The organism is Flavobacterium panici (assembly GCF_024499525.1).
Taxonomy (GTDB): Bacteria; Bacteroidota; Bacteroidia; order Flavobacteriales; family Flavobacteriaceae; genus Flavobacterium; species Flavobacterium panici.
Window position 1 is genome coordinate 326,619 of the sequence record NZ_CP100437.1, and the last position, 20,859, is coordinate 347,477.

14 protein-coding genes are annotated in these 20,859 nt (G+C 32.6%); 1 reads left to right on the forward strand and 13 read right to left on the reverse strand.

All coding sequences use genetic code 11. The annotated features are described in order from the left end of the window. Positions 1 to 26: 26 nt before the first annotated feature. From NLJ00_RS01500 to NLJ00_RS01550, 11 genes are all read right to left on the reverse strand, one after another. Complete coding sequence (locus NLJ00_RS01500; protein WP_256636028.1) at positions 27 to 1,415, reverse strand: DUF4153 domain-containing protein; 1,389 nt, start codon at positions 1,413 to 1,415, stop codon at positions 27 to 29. A gap of 140 nt (positions 1,416 to 1,555) precedes the next feature. Next, on the reverse strand, positions 1,556 to 1,846 hold the full coding sequence (locus NLJ00_RS01505; RefSeq protein ID WP_053472423.1) for a winged helix-turn-helix domain-containing protein: 291 nt from the start codon (positions 1,844 to 1,846) through the stop codon (positions 1,556 to 1,558). 4 nt (positions 1,847 to 1,850) lie between these two features. Further along, positions 1,851 to 2,465, reverse strand: a complete 615-nt coding sequence (locus tag NLJ00_RS01510; protein WP_180860757.1) for a hypothetical protein — start codon at positions 2,463 to 2,465, stop codon at positions 1,851 to 1,853. 660 nt (positions 2,466 to 3,125) lie between these two features. Next, positions 3,126 to 4,052 carry a magnesium transporter CorA family protein gene (locus NLJ00_RS01515; RefSeq protein WP_256636029.1) on the reverse strand — a complete coding sequence of 309 codons (927 nt, stop codon included), beginning with the start codon at positions 4,050 to 4,052 and terminating at the stop codon, positions 3,126 to 3,128. 91 nt (positions 4,053 to 4,143) lie between these two features. Then, positions 4,144 to 5,028 (reverse strand): bifunctional 5,10-methylenetetrahydrofolate dehydrogenase/5,10-methenyltetrahydrofolate cyclohydrolase, encoded by an 885-nt coding sequence (locus NLJ00_RS01520; RefSeq protein ID WP_256636030.1) that lies wholly within the window; start codon positions 5,026 to 5,028, stop codon positions 4,144 to 4,146. Positions 5,029 to 5,157: 129 nt separating this feature from the next. After that, complete coding sequence (gene ffh, locus NLJ00_RS01525; RefSeq protein WP_180860761.1) at positions 5,158 to 6,510, reverse strand: signal recognition particle protein; 1,353 nt, start codon at positions 6,508 to 6,510, stop codon at positions 5,158 to 5,160. 233 nt (positions 6,511 to 6,743) lie between these two features. Next, positions 6,744 to 8,426, reverse strand: a complete 1,683-nt coding sequence (locus NLJ00_RS01530; protein ID WP_256636031.1) for an MBOAT family O-acyltransferase — start codon at positions 8,424 to 8,426, stop codon at positions 6,744 to 6,746. A gap of 1 nt (position 8,427) precedes the next feature. Further along, the gene (locus NLJ00_RS01535) at positions 8,428 to 9,846 is read right to left on the reverse strand and encodes a GDSL-type esterase/lipase family protein (protein WP_256636032.1); all 1,419 of its coding nucleotides are present in this window, start codon (positions 9,844 to 9,846) and stop codon (positions 8,428 to 8,430) included. Continuing rightward, positions 9,839 to 11,320: an SGNH/GDSL hydrolase family protein gene (locus tag NLJ00_RS01540; RefSeq protein ID WP_180860767.1), complete on the reverse strand. Its 1,482-nt coding sequence runs from the start codon at positions 11,318 to 11,320 to the stop codon at positions 9,839 to 9,841. The genes NLJ00_RS01535 and NLJ00_RS01540 overlap by 8 nt, the downstream gene beginning before the upstream one ends. A 267-nt stretch (positions 11,321 to 11,587) precedes the next feature. Next, the gene (locus NLJ00_RS01545; RefSeq protein ID WP_256636033.1) at positions 11,588 to 12,673 is read right to left on the reverse strand and encodes an HmuY family protein; all 1,086 of its coding nucleotides are present in this window, start codon (positions 12,671 to 12,673) and stop codon (positions 11,588 to 11,590) included. Between the two features lie 17 nt (positions 12,674 to 12,690). Beyond that, positions 12,691 to 14,805: a TonB-dependent receptor plug domain-containing protein gene (locus tag NLJ00_RS01550; RefSeq protein ID WP_256636034.1), complete on the reverse strand. Its 2,115-nt coding sequence runs from the start codon at positions 14,803 to 14,805 to the stop codon at positions 12,691 to 12,693. Between the two features lie 102 nt (positions 14,806 to 14,907). Between NLJ00_RS01550 and NLJ00_RS01555 the strand changes: the two genes are divergently transcribed. Beyond that, positions 14,908 to 15,810, forward strand: a complete 903-nt coding sequence (locus NLJ00_RS01555; RefSeq protein WP_256636035.1) for a DUF6607 family protein — start codon at positions 14,908 to 14,910, stop codon at positions 15,808 to 15,810. Positions 15,811 to 15,907: 97 nt separating this feature from the next. Here NLJ00_RS01555 and NLJ00_RS01560 read toward each other — a convergent pair whose 3' ends face one another. Both NLJ00_RS01560 and NLJ00_RS01565 read right to left on the reverse strand, forming a co-directional pair. Then, the gene (locus NLJ00_RS01560; protein ID WP_256636036.1) at positions 15,908 to 17,380 is read right to left on the reverse strand and encodes a RagB/SusD family nutrient uptake outer membrane protein; all 1,473 of its coding nucleotides are present in this window, start codon (positions 17,378 to 17,380) and stop codon (positions 15,908 to 15,910) included. A 4-nt stretch (positions 17,381 to 17,384) separates the two neighbouring features. Then, positions 17,385 to 20,552: a SusC/RagA family TonB-linked outer membrane protein gene (locus NLJ00_RS01565; protein ID WP_256636037.1), complete on the reverse strand. Its 3,168-nt coding sequence runs from the start codon at positions 20,550 to 20,552 to the stop codon at positions 17,385 to 17,387. Positions 20,553 to 20,859: the final 307 nt, after the last annotated feature.

The window sequence follows — 20,859 nt, forward strand, 5'->3', positions numbered from 1 at the left end:
TGAAATTTCAAATGGGACTTTTTAATTTATTTCTTATTATCTAAAAACTCATAATACAAAGCCTTAGATAAAAAACCTGCATTTTGGTAATTTGAAATTAATTCTTCTCTTACCGCTTCTGGATATTTTCCGTCTAAATTATTTTTTGAAAGATATTCTCTTCTGGCATCATCATTAAAATTTAATCCGCTTAAAAATATTGGCTCTACTCCTTTATTTACCGAAATATTATAATTAGTTACTAAATTTCCCCAATTTACATAACTGCATATCAATATTGTGGCATAGAAATACCAAATCATCTGATTGAAAAGATAGGCGTTTGTTTTTTGTTTCGTTATTTTTAAGAAAGAATAAACTAAACCAATAATAGCTAAAATTAAAAAAGCATAAACCCCCAAGCGTTTATAAGTTAAACCGTAAAAAGAAACATATTCTGAGTTTTTAACAATGGCACTTACAATCAAAACTACATTTAATACAATCCATACTTTTGCCAGTTTTTTTAATGTGGTGGCTTTTTCATCAAAATTAAATCCGCCTTTAAAGTAAAATAAGATTACGCCAACTGCCATCAAAATTGAAAATATAACTGCATTTACACGTTCGTGCGTATCGGCGCTTAAGTTTGTTTTTTCGACTACTTCAAAAAACTGTTCGTAATTGTATGTTCCAATAAAAATTAGAAGCATAATATTCAACATAAATAATGTGATTACTCCGCTCTTTCTTTCAAAATCCAAATCTAAGAATGAGAATGTACTTTGATTTTTTACTTCAGAAATATTCGTGAATTCATTGTTTAGTTTTGGATTGAACTGATAAGAAATATCCGGAACCCAATAATTCCAGAAACTGAATGAGATATAAAATCCTAAAATGCACATAGCTATTAATTGAGGCAGATTAATATCTAATGTATAATCGGTAAACAATGAAGAGAAATGATTGCTTCCGAATGAGTAAACGATAAAAAATAATCCAAGAAATATTACCGGAATAATTACAAACGCTACTAGTTTTTTAGCAAAGTCGTTGTGAATTTTTCGTTCAGGAAGCCATTGGCTAAATATAAAAATACGTCCTATTGTAGTGATTCCGTTTAGGAATATTAAGGGAAAAATCTGAACGATTTTAAGTTCTCCATCCTGCGTTTTAAATTGTAAAAACAGAATTGATAATGCTAAAGCAAAAAACGAAGCGGCGTCTCCATACCACGCAAAGGCAAAACAAGATAAAATAGAAGTCATTACCAAAACAAGATGTGATCTGTTTACAAACTTTTCCTGAAAGAAATAACTAATTAACAGAGTAAGTATCACTCCAAAAATAGAAATGTTGATTCCCACAGATTCATTGTAAAAAAGCAGTATAAAAACCGCTGTACAAGCTAAAATAATTTGATGTTTTTTCATTTTTGTAGATTTTTATTTGTTATTGGTCAAAAATGTAATTGCCTTATCTGCTAATTGTAAAAACACTATTGGCAATTTCATGATTTCAATTTTTAAAAGTACTTTGTAATTCAAAGTTTTTAGGTAAAAAAATATAGTTATTACGATTTCATTAATTTTTCGAGATAAGAAAGGTGTTCTTTGAACGCTGCGCGGCCTAGCGGCGTTACCTGATAAGATGTTTTTGGTTTTTTACCAACAAATTCTTTCTTAACTTCGATGTATTCAGATTTCTCCAATGCAGAGGAATGACTTGCTAAATTACCATCGGTGATATTTAAAAGCGTTTTCATCTCGGTAAAATCTACCCAGTCGTTAACCATCAGAACGGACATAATACCCAGTCTGACACGGCTTTCAAAATCTTTATTTAGTTTATCAATAATTCCCATTGGGTTATTTGTATTTTTTGAACATCACCAATCCATATGCGATATGCAGGATACCAAATCCTAAGATCCAAAATATTAAACCATATCCAATATAAAAAAGTGAAATACATCCTAACAAAAGCTCAGAAAAACCTAGATATTTTATATCTGAGAATGTATATTTTTCGGCATTGATAACAGCTAGTCCGTAAAATAATAAAGTAGACGGCGCTACTAAACCGTAATATCCGTGATATATTAATGCCAGGCAAAATATTCCTCCTGCTGCAAGTGGAACTGCCAGATTAAACAACATATTTTTTGTGGCAGAAGTCCAAATTGGCAAATTGTATTTTTTACTTTTTCTAACGGTAAAAAAGGTTCCGAATACAAATGCACAAACTAAAATTATTACGCCTATCCATATTAATTCTGAAACTAAGCTGCCGGATAATATTATGTGTTCGTCAGTAAAATATTCGATTCCATTTACTTTAAAAAGCTGGTAAACATACAATCCGCCTATTAATGCCGAAAGTCCCGCGAAAACTCCTGAAAGTCCGCTTAACGATATAAATCTTGAAGAACGTTCCATCATGGAACGAATATGTGCTAAATCTTCTTGGTGCTTTTGATTCATAATTAAAGTACTTTGCACTACAAAGTTATTATTTATTTTGAATTGACAAATAAAAAATTGTGTTTTTATTTTAAATTATTTGCAGACGTAAAAATGAATTGCGATTCATAGGGATTAAATGTGTAATCCCTACGGGATATTTTATCACGTGGATACTATTTATACTACCGATATATAACTCCTAACGGAGTATTCTGGAGATAAAATATTAAATGGGATTTCTAGGCATCTATTTTTTAGCTACCGATAATAACTCCTAAGAGAGTATTCTTCAGAGATTGTATTAAATACAAATTATTGCTATTCATTTTTCATTCACAACTATTTACAACTCCTAACCAATTATCCCGGAGAGATTAAATATCGGTAGCTAAAAATCATTTACGACAAATTTTTGTCCTGTAGGGATTACACATTTAATTAATATTTAATAATCATACTGTTTTTGAAGTCTTGCAGGAGCGGGATTTGTTGATACCTGAGTGCTGCGTGAGGGATAGAAGCTGGCTACCGAAGTAGCGCGGATAGCCCGACCATGTTTGCGAAAAGGCGCGCAATAAGCGAAAAGATTGGAGCGCCTTTTTGCAAACATGGTCACGCCCAAAGTATAAAAACGAAAAAGCCTATTCGTAAGGAACAGGCTTGTATTTTCATTTTTGATTAAAACCATCTTCTTCGCTTAAAGAGGAATACACCAACGGCTGAAAGTACTATTGAAATTGAAAGAAGAATCCAAATTCCGTATTTGATTTCTTCGAGACCGTTTGGAACATTCATACCATATAAACTGGCAATTAATGTTGGTATCATCAAAATAATCGAAATAGAGGTCATTTGTTTCATGATATTATTCATGTTGTTGGAAATTACAGAAGCATAGGAATCCACCATTCTTGTCAAAATATCACTGTAAATGTTTGCTGTATCTTGCGCCTGGCTTAACTCAATTTCAACATCTTCTACCAAATCTGTGTCGTAGTTTTGTGTTTGTATTTTTAAGTTTTTAATGCGATGAAATAAAACATCATTTCCTTTTAAGGACGTTATAAAAAAGACAAGACATTTTTCAATTTGAAGCAATGTTTGCAGTTCTTCATTTTTAATTGATTTTTCTAAATTATCTTCTGCTACTTTAATCTTTTGATTGATTTGTTTAAGATATTTCAAATACCAAACGCTTGATGAGAGTAAAAGCCTTAAAACCAAACAAAAATTATCATTGATCTGGATATGTTTTTTTTGTGAATAAAGAACAAGGTCACAGATGATTTCTGTTCTAAAAAAGCTAATTGTTACTTTGATATCATCTTTGAAAACGAATCCTAAAGGTATGGTCTGAAATGGTAATTTGATATCATTTCTTTTTATAGGAACGCGCAAAACTACTAATGTCCATCCATCTTCTGTTTCGATACGGGGTCTTTCGTCTATATCTTCAATATCATTATAAAAGGCTTCCGGAATTTGAAGTTCTTCTAATAAATATTTTTTTTCTTCTAAAGTTGGTGATTCTACATTAATCCAACAATTCGAACTCCATTCAGGAATTTCAAATAATCCGTCATTACTTTTATAAAATGTTTTCATTTCAAATTCCGAATATTTTTATATCATGTTGTAAAACCAAAAAGCCCATCTTTAGTAGATGGACTTTCTGTATTTTTCATTCTTTTTTGGCTTATTTTTTTGCACTTCTCATTTTGCGTGCTAAAAGAGTATTTTTCAACAACATAGCAATTGTCATTGGCCCTACTCCACCCGGAACTGGTGTAATAAATGCTGCTTTTTTGCTTACTCCGTCAAAATCAACGTCACCTTTTATAACGTAACCTTTTGGGTTTGATGCGTCATCTACACGAGTAATTCCAACGTCGATGATCGTTACTCCTTCTTTTACCATATCAGCTTTTAAAAATTCAGGAACTCCTAAAGCTGTAATAATAATGTCAGCATTTTTAGTGTATTCTTCTAAGTTTTTAGTACGGCTGTGTGTTAAGGTAACTGTCGAATCTCCCGGGTTACCTTTGCGGCTCATTAAGATACTCATTGGTCGGCCTACGATATGGCTTCTTCCAATCACTACGGTATGTTTTCCTGAAGTTTCTACTTTGTAGCGTTCTAACAATTCCATAATTCCGAATGGTGTTGCCGGAATAAAACTTTCCATTTCCAATGCCATTCTTCCAAAGTTAGTCGGGTGAAATCCGTCTACGTCTTTATCTGGATCGATTGCCAATAATATTTTTTGCTCGTCGATGTGTTTTGGTAAAGGAAGCTGTACGATATATCCGTCCAGATTATCATCTTCGTTTAGTTCTTTAATTTTAGCAAGCAGTTCATCTTCGGTAATTGTTTCCGGCAGACTTACTAAAGTTGAATCAAATCCGATTTCCTGACATGATTTCACTTTACTTCCTACGTAAGTTAAACTTGCTCCGTTTGTTCCAACTAAAACTGCGGCTAAATTAGGTACTTTTCCTCCGGCTGCTTTTATGGATTGAACTTCGACTGCAATTTCGTTTTTAATGTCGTTAGATGTTTTTTTACCGTCTAGTAGTTGCATTTGTATTGTTTCAGGTTTAAAGTTTCATGTTTCACGTTACTTGTGAAACTTAAATATTATGTAATCAAAAAAGTTTCAAGTCTTGGCTTCTTAACTTGAAACCTTAAACTTGAAACTTTTTTTGTTTTATTATCTCGGCATTCCTCCTGGCATTCCTTTCATGCCTCCCATCATTTTCATCAGGTTTTTTCCGCCCGGACCTTGCATCATTTTCATCATCTTGCTCATTTGGTCAAACTGCTTCATTAACTGATTTACCTGCTCGACTTTCGTTCCGGAACCTTTTGCGATTCTGGCTTTTCTTTTTACGTCGATTATGGCCGGTTTGCTTCTTTCTCCCGGTGTCATGGAGTGAATGATTGCTTCAATATGTTTAAAAGCATCATCTTCTATTTCTACATCTTTCATGGCTTTTGAAGCTCCTGGTATCATTCCTACCAAGTCTTTCATATTACCCATTTTCTTTACTTGCTGAATCTGTGTTAGGAAGTCGTCAAAACCGAATTCGTTTTTAGCGATTTTCTTTTGAAGTTTTCTTGCTTCTTCTTCATCAAATTGTTCCTGAGCTCTTTCTACAAGCGACACAACGTCTCCCATACCTAAAATACGCTCAGCCATACGATCTGGATAGAAAACATCAATTGCTTCCATCTTCTCGCCTGTACCTACAAATTTGATTGGTTTATTTACAACCGATTTAATTGAGATTGCTGCTCCACCACGAGTATCACCATCTAATTTCGTTAAGATAACTCCATCAAAATTTAAAATATCGTTGAAAGCTTTTGCTGTATTTACAGCATCTTGTCCTGTCATAGAGTCGACAACGAACAATGTTTCTTGCGGCTGAATTGCTTTGTGAACGCGTGCTATTTCGTCCATCATTTCCTGATCTACTGCTAAACGTCCTGCAGTATCGACAATAACTACATTGAAACCGTTTGCTTTTGCGTGTTTGATCGCGTTTTGTGCAATCTCAACAGGATTTTTATTTTCTGGTTCTGAGTAAACCTCAACACCTATTTGATCTCCAACAACGTGTAACTGATTGATCGCCGCCGGACGGTAGATATCACACGCTACAAGAAGTGGTTTTTTATTTTTCTTTGTTTTTAAGAAGTTGGCTAATTTTCCTGAGAAAGTAGTTTTACCAGAACCTTGAAGTCCAGACATTAATATAACGCTTGGATTTCCAGATAAATTAATTCCGGCAACATCACCTCCCATTAATTCTGTCAGCTCATCTTTTACCAGCTTCACCAATAATTGTCCTGGCTGAAGCGTTGTTAAAACGTCCTGACCAATTGCTTTTTCTTTTACTTTGGTTGTAAAATCTTTAGCAATTTTAAAGTTAACATCGGCATCAAGTAAGGCACGACGAACTTCTTTTAAGGTATCGGCAACGTTTACTTCTGTAATTTTACCGTGTCCTTTTAATATATGGAACGCTTTATCTAACTTATCACTTAAATTATCAAACATACTATTTTCTTTATTTGAAGTGCAAAGATAATCTAATTAGATATTTCAGGCAATTTTTATTTATGTGCAATTTTGCCACGAAGGTGTGTTGTTTTGCCACAAAGACACTAAGGCACAAAGTTTTTATTTCATGCAGATTTTAAAAATCTTTTTAATCCTTTTAATCTGTGGCTATAAATAAAAAAGCGCAAAGAATAAAAATCTTTGCGCCTTAGTGTCTTTGTGGCTATATTTTAAAATTGGAAATATATGAACGGCTGTGAACCGGCAACTGCTGTTGCGTAAACGATCCAGTAAACGAAGCCGAGAATTGTTGCTTTTATTAGTAATGGTGTTTTATCGAAAACCAATTTCATTTTGTCAGTGATAACTTCTGGTAAAAAATGCCAAACATATCCGAATAACATTAATAAGAACACATTTTTATATCCTAAAACTATGGCTTTCCAGTTTTGCGGTTCGAAAGTTAACTGACCAATATTATTGATTACTTGTAGCGCTGTTTCGAAATCTCTGGCACGGAAAAAGATCCAGCAGAAAACTACAAAATGGAATGTAATTAGAATCGAGAAAAATCTCCATAAGAAATTACTTTTTCCGTCTTTTTTAGAAGGGAAGAATTCAAGGAAAATTTTGTGAACCGCTAAAGCTAATCCGTGTAAAGCTCCCCAAACAATAAATTGTGCTCCCGCTCCGTGCCACAATCCGCCTAAAAGCATTGTGGTAAAAAGGTTTAGATTGGTTACTAAAGTTTGTTTCTTTTTGCTGGAAAGCAGAAATGACAAACAAAATAATGCAATTGAAATGGATGCAATAATCAACGGAATTATACTTGTATTGTAACTCGTAATTCCCCAAAGTAATAATCCGAAGAAGAATAAACTTGGGAATAAAAATCCTGCGAATGAACCTTCTCTGTTTCCTCCTATAGAAATGTATAAGAAATCTTTTAACCAGGTTGAAAGTGAAATGTGCCATCTTCTCCAGAAATCTGTAATCGAAGTTGATTTATATGGCGTTCTAAAGTTGGCTGGTAATTTGAATCCTAATAATAAAGCAATACCGATTGCCATATCTGAATATCCTGAAAAGTCGCAATAAATCTGGATAGCATATCCGTAAGATGCCATTAAATTTTCGAATGAAGTGTAATTTAAAGGCGTATCAAAAACGCGATCTACAAAGTTTATTGAGATATAATTTGATATTACTGTTTTCTTAATTAATCCACCAATAATCAAAAACAAGGCATTGTTTACATCTTGTCTTGTTAAGTTTAGTTTTTGATAAATCTGCGGCAGAAAATCTTTTGCGCGCACGATTGGCCCGGCAACTAACTGCGGGAAAAACGAAACGAAAAATAAATATTCAATGTAGTTTTTCGTTGGTTTAATTTCTTCACGGTAAATCTCGATAATGTAACTCATCGATTGGAAAGTGTAGAATGAAATTCCGACAGGAAGGAAAATATCATGAAATTTAAAATGTCCGTTGAACATATCGTTATATGTTCCAATCATGAAATTCATGTATTTGAAATAACCTAATAATCCCAAATTCAGGATTACACTTATTACCAAATATATTTTCTTGGTAGCGACTTTTGTTTCTTTATAGATAATTTGGCTCAAGCCATAATCTACAACTGAAGAAAGTAATAACAGCAAAAAGTAAATTCCGCTTGACTTATAATAAAAGAAAAGCGAGAAGAGAATAACGTACGTTAATCTTAAATAAAATGTTTTGCGTAAAAAGCCATACACAAAATAAAAAACCAGAAATAATCCTAAGAATAAACCTGTATTAAATAATAGTTTTTCGTCTGGATTATAAACAAACCAGCTTTTAACTTGTTCTATTGTAATTGCACCAAAATTTTGGATGAACCAATTATTGATGTTATCTATTGTTATCAACTTACTTCTTTAATTTAAAATTATCGTATGCTTTTAAAAATGCCTCTGAAAACAAATTTCCTTGTTTTTCGTATCCTTTTTTAGAATAATGAACCCAATCCGGTCCAATTAATTTTGCCGATTTTAGATTTCGAATTCCTTCCATTCCGCCAAATTCATCATATAAATCCCAAACGGCAAAACCATCAGTTTGTGCGATTTCAATAATTTGCTTGGTGTAATCTTGAATGAATGTATTCGGTCTTTTTCTAAGCAGAGACGGCGGCGGTGTCATTACAATTATTGGAACATTTATATTCTGCGCTTTTATGTTGCTTATAAATTCTCTTAACTGTTTGATGTAATTTCCCGATTCCAGTTTTTCGTAACTTTCATTTGTTCCGAGTGAAAATACCAACATATCCGGATGCAAAGCTTTTAACTGCTCAAAAAACAACGGATATTTATTATAATCTGAATATTTTGCTCCGTTTACTCCAATTCCGCTGTAAATTAATCCCGGCGCATCTTTTTCTAAAACAATTCCGTTTAGTTCAAATTTTGAAGCTTTTTTATTCGGAATCAAATAAATTTTATCTAACGCTTTTTCTGAATTATAATAATGTGAATACGAATCAGATTCCATGTTTAAAGAAACATATTCGGATGTTTTTATATTTCTTGACTGTGTTTCGTTTGTTGGAATTCTCAATATTCTTCCTGCTCGAATGTTGTTTGATTTTAGCGAATTTGCTCTTTTTATTTCAGCAATCGAAACATTGTATTTATCTGCAATTACAGAGATTGCTTCTCCTTTTTTAATTTTATGCTTGATTATTTTAGGTTCTGCTGTTTCAATAAATTTGGTTTGAGATGCTGTTGACAAATCAAACATGTCTTCATTTTGAGGTGTTATTATTTTTATTGAATTGAACTTATATACCGGATCTTTAATATTCAGTTCTAAAACAAATCCGCCGGAATCTCTCCAAAGTCCAATTCCGCTTAAACCAACAGGATAATTTCTAACCGGATAAATATTTCGATACGTTTCCCAAACTCTGTTGCAGCGAAAACGCTCGTTGTAAGATCCGTTTGTTTTAGCCAATTGGTAAGGAAAAACTAATCCCCGGCCGGCATTTCCAAATTTTCTTTGCAGATTTTTCCTGATTTCATTGGTCATTAAATCTCCCTGAATGTGAGAATCTCCAATATGAACAATATTTATTTTTTGATTGTTATCGCTTTCATTGTCTTTTAATTTCTTAAAAAAACTTTCTAAAGCTTTCGCATTGTAAATATTATTTCCGTTGAAAGATTCAACTGTTGTTGAATCGACTTTACTAACCATATTTTTAGTTATTGGAGGTGAAACTGGATTTTGCGGTTTATCATTTGTTGAGAAAAACAGACAACAAAAGAAAATAATAAGTTTATTCATTTACGCTATCTTTTTCTACAGAGACGGAATCTGCTTTGGGTTTTCTAATCGCTTTAGGTCTAACGCCTGTTTCACGTTTTTGACGTAAAATTTTATATTGTTCGTATCCGTTATTTAACTGACTGTATAACAAATTACCAATTGCTTTTGCGCCTCTTTGGTTAAAATGTGTGTAATCTTTATTGGCTTTTGCAGGAGATTCATCTACCCATTTTACCATCGATCCGTCACCGCCCATTAAGGTATATAAATTCACAAATCCTGATTCGGTTTCTAAAGCATACTTTTTCTGTGCTTTCATTAAAGGAACAACTGCAGAATCTGTTTTCATTTCTAAATCATATTTAGTCGATTTATCTGCTGTTGAAACAATTAAAATAGAAACTCCCGGAAATGATTCTTTTATTTTATTTACCGTTTTTGTCATTCCTTTTTCGTACCAGAAATAGTTTTTTGTTCCGTAATTCAAAACGTTAGTTCCGTAGTGAAGTACAATTAAATCGTATTTCAGGTTGTTATCAAAAGCCTGCATTACACTAGCATCAAACATAGAAATTGGCAGTCCTGAATTTCCTCTTTGAGAGAAATTATCAACGTGAACACCAATTCCGTTATCAAAATTAAATCCGTAAATTGGAATTGAATCGGCATGAATAAAGTTTGCTTTGAATGCTTTTATACTTCCCGAAGTAACTTTTAAAGTGTTTACTAAGTTGTTTGGAGTAAGGCTTTTTTTCAAGGTATCTTTTCCTATAATGAAATTTACGTTTCCTCTTTTAGATGATCTTCCATAAAATAAGGTTGGATTATCTAAAGTCGTTGTATGTTTTGGAAGTCCTGCTTCATACTGAACCCAGGTTGGGTTTGTCTGGTCATTTGCAAAAAACACATGTCCGTTTACACCAAAAGGACTTGCGGGTCTTTTTACATTTAAATATGATTGTGTTTTCCAGTTTTTAGAATAGGTGGCTTTAACAGAACCTCTTGACGCTGCAGATTCTGAAGTTATGGATACGAAACCAACTCCGTTTCCGCCAAAACGGTCCTGATAATTGTTACGCACATCCTGAACAATTAAATCTCCATCGGTCATAGAATCTCCGTAATAAGCGATTCTAACATGCCTTTGCGGATTCTGTTCTAATTGATATAATTTTTCGTAAAAAGAAATCAGGTATTGATATCCTTTGTAATTATCGAAAGTTTCAGATGGGAATTCGATTCCTTCTGAAGCATCGTAAACAATTTTCTGCTCGCCTAATCTGCGCTCGCTTTCTTCGATGCTGTCACTTTTTAGTGACAATGAATCTTTTGCTACTGATTCCAGAAGCAGACTGTCTATAAGTACATTTTTGGAATCTACTTTACTATCAGAAAATATTTTATCTGGTAAGATTTGTTTAAAACCAATAAAAGCAACAAATGCTAATGCTACGATTGCGAAAGATTGAAAGAAATATGACTTAGTATTCACTTAATAAATTAAATTTAAAGAAATAACTACGAATATTTAAAATTGTTGTAAAATTCCTATTAATTCGTAATGGATAAATGTAGACAAAGATAGAATTAAACATTCATTTTTAATAATAAAGAAATAAAAAAAAGAGGTTAGATAAATCTAACCTCTAAATCAAAAAAAAATAAAAAAAACAAAGCTAATGATTAACTAAATTTTTGATGTTAAAACATCATAACCTAGAATGAAATAATCTTTATAATCTTTAGATTTTTCATAATGTTATTTCAAGATAGCGTATTCCAAAGTTGGATATCCTCTTTCTCCTGCAGCATTTGTCATTCCTAAGAATTTAACTTTATAATAATTTCCTGCAGCATCTTTCACAACATAAAAACGATCTGTTCTGATACTTGGTAAAGTGTTTGGTCCACCACCACTTCTCCAGTTAGCACCAATTATTCTTTGATCTGTAGCAGAAACTGTAAAATTAGCTTCTACAACTTTAGCTTTTGTAAAATCTGCATAAGCAACACCATCAGCAACTAAAACTTGGTAAGCTTTAGTTCCAGCTTTTGCATTTGTTGTGATAAAGTCAGAATATCCGTAAGTAACTTCAGTTCCTGCATTTAAATAATTAGTAAATACCGTAAAGTTTAAATCCCATTTTGCTTTTTGAGGCTCAACAGAAACTGTATTTCCTGTTGTTAAACTGAAAAATGTAAAGTTAAAATCAGCATCTTTAGCAATAACTTTTTCTGTAAAAGTAGCAGAAGCTAAATCAGCATATTGAATTTTATATCCATTTCCGCTTCTCAAAATTCTAACTTTTTTCCATCCTCTTGCATCTCCATCAACACTAACTGAACCTGTTGCAGGTTTAGTTGTAGAAACTGCAAATCCTAGATTTACTAAATAAACTTTATTGTCAGCATCTGTAGCTGAAATTTCTGCAATTGCAGTTCCAATTCCTGCACCTGCACCTGCTAAAACACCAGTTGGGTTATCAACATATCCATTTGAAGCTGCTGTAGTTCCTGCTCCAACTGCTACATCAGAATCGCTTTCCTGTGGTAAAGTAATATCAGAAGTTGCTAATTTTTTTACTGCCATTTTTAGAGATCCATTGATTACCACTCTAAATTCTGAACCTGTAGAAAATCCAAAATCCCAAGCAGCTCTATTTACTGATTTAGATTCTTCAGAACTTAAATCAAGATAAACTTGGTTTGGTTGATTTGCCCCACCTACTGCTGGCTGTAACGTTGCTCCAACTGTTGGAATTTCAACGTCTGGAGTATTATCATCATCACTTGAACAAGATGCAAGAGATAAGAACGCGAATGATAGTAATAATAATTTTTTCATTTTATTTCTGTTTTATATTAAAGATTAAGGTTATATGCTAATTTTAAAAAGTAAGAACGCCCGTATGCAAGCAATAAATTTGATGATGTGGCATGTCCGGCTCCTTCATTTGTTCTAGATTGATTTACATTGGTTACATCTAAGATATTTCTTGCCCCTAGGGTTACTTCAAAGTGATCTTTAAAAAAGTTTTGTCTGATTGATGCATCCAACCAGCTGCTTGGATCGATTTCAGAAATGATATATGCAGAATTTCCTTCTACAAACTGTTGGCTTTTTCCGTTGTATTTATAATATCCAGAAATTATTGTTTTCCATTTTGGAACTGTATAAGAAGCACTAGCATTTAGATTAAATGAATACAGAAATTGATCATCTGAAACAAATTTTGCATTGTCTATTTTTTGTGAAACACCTATAAATGCGGCACCAATATTAACTGTCAAGTTATCTATTTTTAACTGGTTCGTCGCAGAAAAATTCCACATTCTGTATTTGCTAATGTTTATATATTGATATTCCGGGCTTCCTGTATCTGGATTATCTCTTACATACGCCATATCAATTCTGTCGTTTACATCCAGGTAACTTCCGGCAATGGTATTTGAAAGCTGTACTCCTGAAGAAAATGAAGTAAATTTTTTAACACTCGCTTCATAAGAAGTACTGGTTTCCGGTATTAAATTTTCGTTCCCAACAAAAAAATGCCCGTCAAAAATTTGTTTTGAATATAATTCGTCAAAATTTGGTGTTCTAAAACCTGTACCATAAGAGCCTCTAACTTCAAGTCCTTTATCAAATAAATATCTAAGACCAATAGAAGATGCATACTGATTTTTAAATTTTGATTGTGCAGAAAATCTTAATCCTGGTTTAATTGAAAATCGGTCAGTAGCCATAATTTCCGACGAAGCAAAAAAGTCATAATTTTCAAGTTTTTTATGTACTGCAGAAGTATTATTATTTGGCTCTTGAACTAGTGCAAAACCATTATTATTTACAAACTCATAGCCTAATTGCAGGTCAACAGTTTTATCCGAGAAAAAATTATTTATGGTTCCTGTGGAAGAAAGAACTTCCATAGACTGGTCTTTTATAGTAACATTTTTGTCTTCTTTTTTTGTATATAAATAATATTCAAAATCTTCTACTTCACGCTGTTGTTTTTGGTGAGAAACAGATATGTTGTAATTTAATTGTGAAAACAATGTTCCAGTAGCATTTAAATTGTGAAAATATCTATTAGTAAAATATCTTTTATCAAAAGCGTAACGATAAGAACCTAATTCAGGAGTAAAATTTGATTGTACCGTACTATTATAATAGTCTACATTTTCATCTAAATATTCGAATTTATAGAAAAATCTAAAATTATCTTTGTGATAAGATATTAACGCACTTCCGTTTAATTGATCTTTTGGCAGCCAGCTGTAGCCTCTTGTAGTATCATTTTCAAGATAATCTTTTCCATTTTTATCTGCTAAATATCCTTGAAAATCGTTTCTATTTACCCCAGCACTTACAAACCATTTTTTGCTGAATGTATGTGCAACGCGTAAAGATTGAATATGACGCCCTTTTTCAAAAAGAGAATATTCATTATTAACCGTTTCTTCCTGAACAGCTGCGTTTATATTCCATTTATATTTTGAAGATTTTTTTGTAATTATATTTAAAACACCACTTACAGCATTTGCTCCATAACTTACTCCCATTGAACCTTCAACAATTTCAATATGATCAACATCATTAAGGTTAATTTGCGATAAATCTGTGTTATTTCCCAGACCTCCCTCATTAACCAATGGAATGTTATCTACCAAAATTTTAAAATATTGTGCGTCTAATCCAAATAAAGAAACCGTAGAACGCCCGCTTGTACTGCTCGGTCTTACTGTAATATTTAAATATTGATTTAAAACGTCTCCTAAATTATTCGCAGCTAAATTTTGAATATCCTGATTTGATATCACCCGAACATTAAATACTGATTTCTTTATTGATTGTGGTTCAAACTGACCAGTTACAACCACTTCAGATAGTTTTTCTTGAGACGCAATAGTATCTTTTTGCTGTGCAAATGAGATTTGACAGAAAGTTAATACAGCAAAAAGGGATAATTTTATTTTCATTATTTTTATTCAGTCTTAATAATCGATGCAAATATATAACTATTTTTAATTGTTCTAAATAAAATTTATATATTTGCAAAAATTAAAAACAAATAATAAGTTATGATTTCAAAAAGCCTTTATTTATCAGCCATTATGGCTTTGACATGTGGTCTTGGTTTTAGTCAGGACAAGAAACAACAAGACATAAAATCAATTAAATCTATGTGTGGTTGTTATGAAGTGAAGTTCAACTTTGCAGAAACTTTTCAATATGCTAAAGATTCGGCTACATACAAACCTTCACAGACTAAACATGAATCTGCTTTAGAATGGGTAGAATTGTTAGAAGATACTCCAAACAAAATTGTTATGCAGCACTTATTAATCGTAAGTGATGATATGATTATCAAACACTGGAGACAAGATTGGTTATTTGAAAACACAGACTTATATTCTTTTGATAAAGGAACATCCTGGAAATATAAAAAGCTTGACAAAAAAGCTGTTAAAGGGCAGTGGACTCAAAAAGTATATCAAGTAGATGACAGTCCAAGATATGAAGGATCTTCAACTTGGGTACATGTTGACGGACAAGATTACTGGACAAACGTTGCTGATGCGCCGCTTCCAAGAAGAGAGCAGACAAAACGTAATGACTATAATGTTTTAAAAAGAAGAAATATTCACGAAATCACTGCTACAGGGTGGAATCATGAGCAAGATAATGATAAACTTATCCGTGACGATGCTGGAAAAGATGTTTTGTTAGCACAGGAAAAAGGATTTGATGTTTATACTAAAGTTCCAGATATTAAATGTATTGCTGCTCAAAAATGGTGGAAAGAAAATAATGTTCTTTGGAAAAATGTTCGTGACAAATGGCAGACTCTTTTCGACAGACATAAAGACTTAAACTTAGAAGCTAAAGTTGATAGAAAAGCGCTTTATTCTCTTTTGTTTGATTTAAAACCAACTGCAACAAAAGCAGAATCTGATGCAATTATCGACAAATTTGTAAAATAAAAAATGTTTGTGTTAGTTGTAAAAAAGCCGGTAATTTTGAGATTACCGGCTTTTTTTATAATATCACTAAAAACATAGACGTTACATCTATAACCAATTACAATTCATTTTGCTCAATTAAAGGATTGGCATTGATTTCATCTTTAGGAATAAGCCACTGCCATCTTTTATCTGTAGGAGCTACATATAAAACTCCATTTACTAAACCTGAATCATGATTTGCTCCTGTTCTGTCTAATGGTAAGTTATTACGTTTCAAATCAAAAAATCTAAATCCTTCACCCCATAATTCAATTCTTCTTTGTAATAATATTTCATCAATTAAAGCTTGTCCGCTATTAGTTGATAAAGCATAAGAAGGATTTCTTGTTACTTCAAAATCAAAAAGTATCTTGGCTGCATCTGCTTCTCCCAATCTTGCTTTTGCTTCAGCTTCTATTAAATACATTTCAGCAGCACGCATATAAGGAACATCACATCTACTATCTCCGGCATCTATAGCCAGGAATTTTTGACTTGTATATGGAAATTTGGCAAAATTTGACGGTAATGCTAATGCAGTATGTTTTCCAGTTTTATCAAATATTGCAGAACGAACATCTGTTGACGGGATCATATCATAAAGCTTACTGTTAATTGTTTTTGGACAAGAACGGATTACTGTTGAACTGAAATTTCTAGACATATAAGCTCCAAAATTTCCAAAATATTCCGTTTGAACTTCATTAATATGACTTCCCCACATCCATTCTTTATTGTTATAATCATTAAAGCCGGCAACATAATCGGCCATAGACATTAAAGTCGCCCCCGATTTAGCTTTATTAGCATATTCTGCAGCAATTTGCCAATTACCCTGAGCCAAGGCTACACGAGCTTTTAATCCTTGAGCAACTTTTAAATTTAAATGAGAATTATTTGGTCTTGAATATCCAACTAATAAAATATTGGCTTCATCTAAATCATTATTTATCTGCGCATATACTTCTTCAACTGTCGAACGAGGATTTTTTTCATTTCCAACGGTCAAAACTATCGGAACTCCTAGTTGAGAATTATTTTCTCCGTTTACATATCTTTTACCAAATAACTGAACTAATTGAAAGTTACAAAATGCGCGATATAATAGTGCTTGACCTTTTACTATATTTTTATCAGCAGTTGTACCAACTGCCGAATCGGCTGCATTTATTATTGTGTTTGCATTTCGAATTATCCTGTAATAAGTCCTGTAAGGAAAACGAAGATCTACAGAATTTTCATTACTTACCGAGCTCCAATTATATATTTGCAAAAACCAACCGTTTGTGATTGGAAAAACTACATCATCACCAACAATATCAGTTTGCTGCATTAAACCGCCTAAACCAGTCTGACTTTGATCTTCGTAATTTTTATATAAAGATCTGTGAATTCCATTCAACAGGGTCATTAAGTTTTCGGTTGTTGTTGTAGCCCCAGCATTATCTACATATTCTGTCGGCTTTTTATCTAAAAAATCGTCAGAGCAAGATCCTAAAACAGTTACTGCAATTAAGGCAGCTATCATTTTAATATAATTTGTTTTCATGATGTTAAAAATTTAAATTCAGACCTAGTGTTATTACTCTTGCAGGTATATATCTATTTTGTGTAGTTCCGTCAAAAGTTTGAGTTGGATCCATTCCTTTGCGTTTTGTAAATAACATTAAGTTTTCTCCATTTATGTAAACAGAAGCATTGTCGATTTCTAATTTTGATATAAACTCAGAAGGCATTTTATAAGATAAATTGATTTGTCTTAATGCTAAGTAATCTGAACCTTTTAGCCATCTGTCAGAAACAGCTGCTGCTTGTGTATTTCTGTTGATATCCAAACGTGGTACATCCGTAATATCTCCAGGTTTCTGCCATCTTCTAAAAATATCAGTACTAAAAGCTGAACCGTAATTATTTCCAGTATGCATTAATACTGCATAATTACTATCATACATTTGCCCTCCAATTTGGTAAGAACACAAAACATCTAACTGAAGTCCTTTATATTTGAATGTGTTTCCAAAACTTCCAAACAAATCTGGTATAGCTGAACCAGCATAATGATAAAGTGCTTTATTTTGATCTGTAGTTACATTTACTCCATTTACAACTCTTACTGTAGCATCATTAGAAGCTACAAATTTTGGATCTACTACATATAATGCATACCCGTCAGCAGGGTCTACTCCATACCAATCTCTTAGCCAATAATCATAAATTGAATGACCTACCGAAAGTTTTTTGGTTCCATCTACAATTTCTCCCTGAGGAAGTTTTGTGATTTTATTATTAATTGTAGATGCATTAATATTTAGACTCCATGAGAAATCATTAGTTTTAAGAATTACTCCATCTAATGCTACTTCAATTCCTTTGTTAACCATAGAACCAATATTTTCCATTCTATAGTCTAAACCAGAAGATAACGGATTTGGAACAGCGAAAATAAGACCGTCGGTGCTTCTATTGTAATATTCAACACTTCCTTTTAGTCTATTTTTAAATAATCCAAATTCTAATGCAAGATCTCTTTGAGTATTAACTTCCCATTTTAAGTCAGGTGCTGCAGATGCATAAATTAAAGTACCTCCTTCACTTCCGTTATCATAACCTAAACTATAAGTAGGCTGACTAACGTAATAGTTTAATCCCTTTATTTTTGTTCCAGAATCATTTGTATCACTTATTATATGAGAATCATTTCCAACTTTTCCTATTGAAGCTCTCAATTTTAAGTCATTAATCCAAGAATAATCTTTAATGAAATTTTCTTTAGAAATTACCCACGCTCCACCTAAAGACCAGAAATTACCCCAGCGATTATTTTCGGCAAATTTTGAAGATCCATCTCTACGCAATGATGCTGAAAATATGTATTTGTCCATATAATCATAGCCAATTCTTGAAAAATAAGATTCTGTAGCATAATTTCTTGTATAAGATGTTAAACCCGTTGTAGTCGCATAATTAACAAACTCAATTATATTTGGTGCGACTTGCCCTGTTTTGCTGCTGCTTGTCCAGTTTTTTTCGTAGTCAAAACTTTCATGACCTAATAAAGCTGTAATAGAATGAGCTCCAAGTTTTTTAGAATAATTCAGTAATTGATTATAAGTGATTCCCGTTAAAATCTTATCTTCTTTTCCCATTAATCCTGTAGGTGCTCCATCTCCAATTAATGTATTATAAGAGTAAGTTCTATTAGAATACGACTTATCAATAGAAGCATTTGTTGTGAATTTCAAATCTTTAGTGAAATCAATTTCAAAGAAAGCTCTCGCAGAAAGTGCCAGTCCTTTTACAACATCGGTATCGTTTAGTGTTTCGTATACAACGTTTCGACCATTAGAAGCACCGGAACCGCGGACTGTCGAATAAACTTTATCACCATTGTCATCCAATAAATAATCTCCATTTTCAGTATGATCAAAAACAGGATAAATAGGTCCCATTGTTCTTATCGTTCTAAACGGGTTTTTAAATGAAGCATTATTTTCTACTCCATCGGTTCCTAATTTAGAATTAGTTAAAGCACCAGACATATTCACTCCGGTTTTAAACCATTCTTTTAAACTTGTATTCAAATTTAATCGTCCTGTTGTTCTTTCAAAACCTGACTTTTGTATATAACCTTCCTCATTTAGATAACCTAGAGAAGCAAAATAATTGGACTTTTCTGATTTTCCCTGATAGGAAAAATCAACATTTTTACGAACTCCGGCTCTTTCTAATTGTTTTGCCCAATCAAGATCCTGCGGATATAATAATTTCGCATCTGGGTTCAATTTCCCATCTGTACCCACTATACTATTATTTGGCACGTTAAAAGGATTTGTAACCAAAACAACAGGAACTCTAGAAGAAGCATAAGTATTTGCTGCATCGATTTGTGCCTGAGTAGCCATAGGACGACTGTTTCGGATTGCCTCCCATTCTAAAGGATAATAATCATAAGCATTAACTCGATCATAGTCTTTGATAGAACGCGAAGTTATACCAGTACTCATGTTTAAAGTAAATTTATCTTTTGCTGACTTTCCTGCTTTTGTAGTAATTATAATTACTCCATTAGCAGCTTTGGAACCATAAAGTGAAGTAGAAGAAGCATCTTTTAAAACACTTAAACTTTCAATATCACTTGAATTTAAATTGCTTATATCTCCAGCATAAGGAACTCCATCTACAATATATAGCGGTGTATTTGAACCATTTATTGAACTAAATCCGCGCACTCTAATTTCCGGGGCTGAACCCGGCTGACCTCCTGAACTTTGAATTTGAACTCCTGATGTAGACCCTTCCAAAACCGAAAGAGCGTTTGTTAAAGGTCTGCTTTCTAATTGTTCTGATTTAATTTGGGTCGCTGAACCTGTATATGAAGTTTTTTTAGCTGTACCATATGCCACAACAACTACTTCATCTAATTCCTTTCCATCTTCTTGTAACTTTGCATTAATTACGGACGTTGTTCCAACTGTTACAACATTATCCTTCATCCCCATGTAAGAAAAAACCAAAACATCTCCAGTCTTTGCTTTAATAAAATATTTTCCATCTAAATCAGATTGTACACCATTACTTGTACCTTTTACAACAACATTTGCTCCCGGAATTGGTCCAACAGCGTCCGCCACAATCCCAGATATCGTTCTTTCCTGCGCAAAAAATAAATGCGTTGTAAGAACAAATACCAGAACTAACAGCCCTTTAATTTTTCTTTTCATTATAGTTTATTTGAATTAAGGGGCGCAACTTATAAAATTAAATTAATTTTAACAAGATTTTATTTCGTTTTAACATTAAAAAATGTAGTGTAATTTTTACAAATAAAAAAACCGCCTAAACTCAATTAGACGGTTGATAATCCTTATAATTCTTACTAAAAAGGTACTAATTCAAAATAGATAAAAATGCTATAAGGAAAATATCTTCATATATGCAGATAAAATTCCGAGAAACTAATCGTTATTTTTATAGATGATAACTAATTAATAAACAGTGAATTAATTCAATTAAATTTAATTATTCTCC

Bases quoted from the DNA above. Each gene is read 5' to 3' on its own strand.
- NLJ00_RS01550 (WP_256636034.1), bottom strand. From the start codon at position 14,805: ATGAAAATAAAATTATCCCTTTTTGCTGTATTAACTTTCTGTCAAATC.
- NLJ00_RS01500 (WP_256636028.1), bottom strand. From the start codon at position 1,415: ATGAAAAAACATCAAATTATTTTAGCTTGTACAGCGGTTTTTATACTG.
- NLJ00_RS01505 (WP_053472423.1), bottom strand. From the start codon at position 1,846: ATGGGAATTATTGATAAACTAAATAAAGATTTTGAAAGCCGTGTCAGA.
- NLJ00_RS01515 (WP_256636029.1), bottom strand. From the start codon at position 4,052: ATGAAAACATTTTATAAAAGTAATGACGGATTATTTGAAATTCCTGAA.
- NLJ00_RS01510 (WP_180860757.1), bottom strand. From the start codon at position 2,465: ATGAATCAAAAGCACCAAGAAGATTTAGCACATATTCGTTCCATGATG.
- NLJ00_RS01520 (WP_256636030.1), bottom strand. From the start codon at position 5,028: ATGCAACTACTAGACGGTAAAAAAACATCTAACGACATTAAAAACGAA.
- NLJ00_RS01565 (WP_256636037.1), bottom strand. From the start codon at position 20,552: ATGAAAAGAAAAATTAAAGGGCTGTTAGTTCTGGTATTTGTTCTTACA.
- ffh (WP_180860761.1), bottom strand. From the start codon at position 6,510: ATGTTTGATAATTTAAGTGATAAGTTAGATAAAGCGTTCCATATATTA.
- NLJ00_RS01555 (WP_256636035.1), top strand. From the start codon at position 14,908: ATGATTTCAAAAAGCCTTTATTTATCAGCCATTATGGCTTTGACATGT.
- NLJ00_RS01535 (WP_256636032.1), bottom strand. From the start codon at position 9,846: ATGAATAAACTTATTATTTTCTTTTGTTGTCTGTTTTTCTCAACAAAT.
- NLJ00_RS01545 (WP_256636033.1), bottom strand. From the start codon at position 12,673: ATGAAAAAATTATTATTACTATCATTCGCGTTCTTATCTCTTGCATCT.
- NLJ00_RS01560 (WP_256636036.1), bottom strand. From the start codon at position 17,380: ATGAAAACAAATTATATTAAAATGATAGCTGCCTTAATTGCAGTAACT.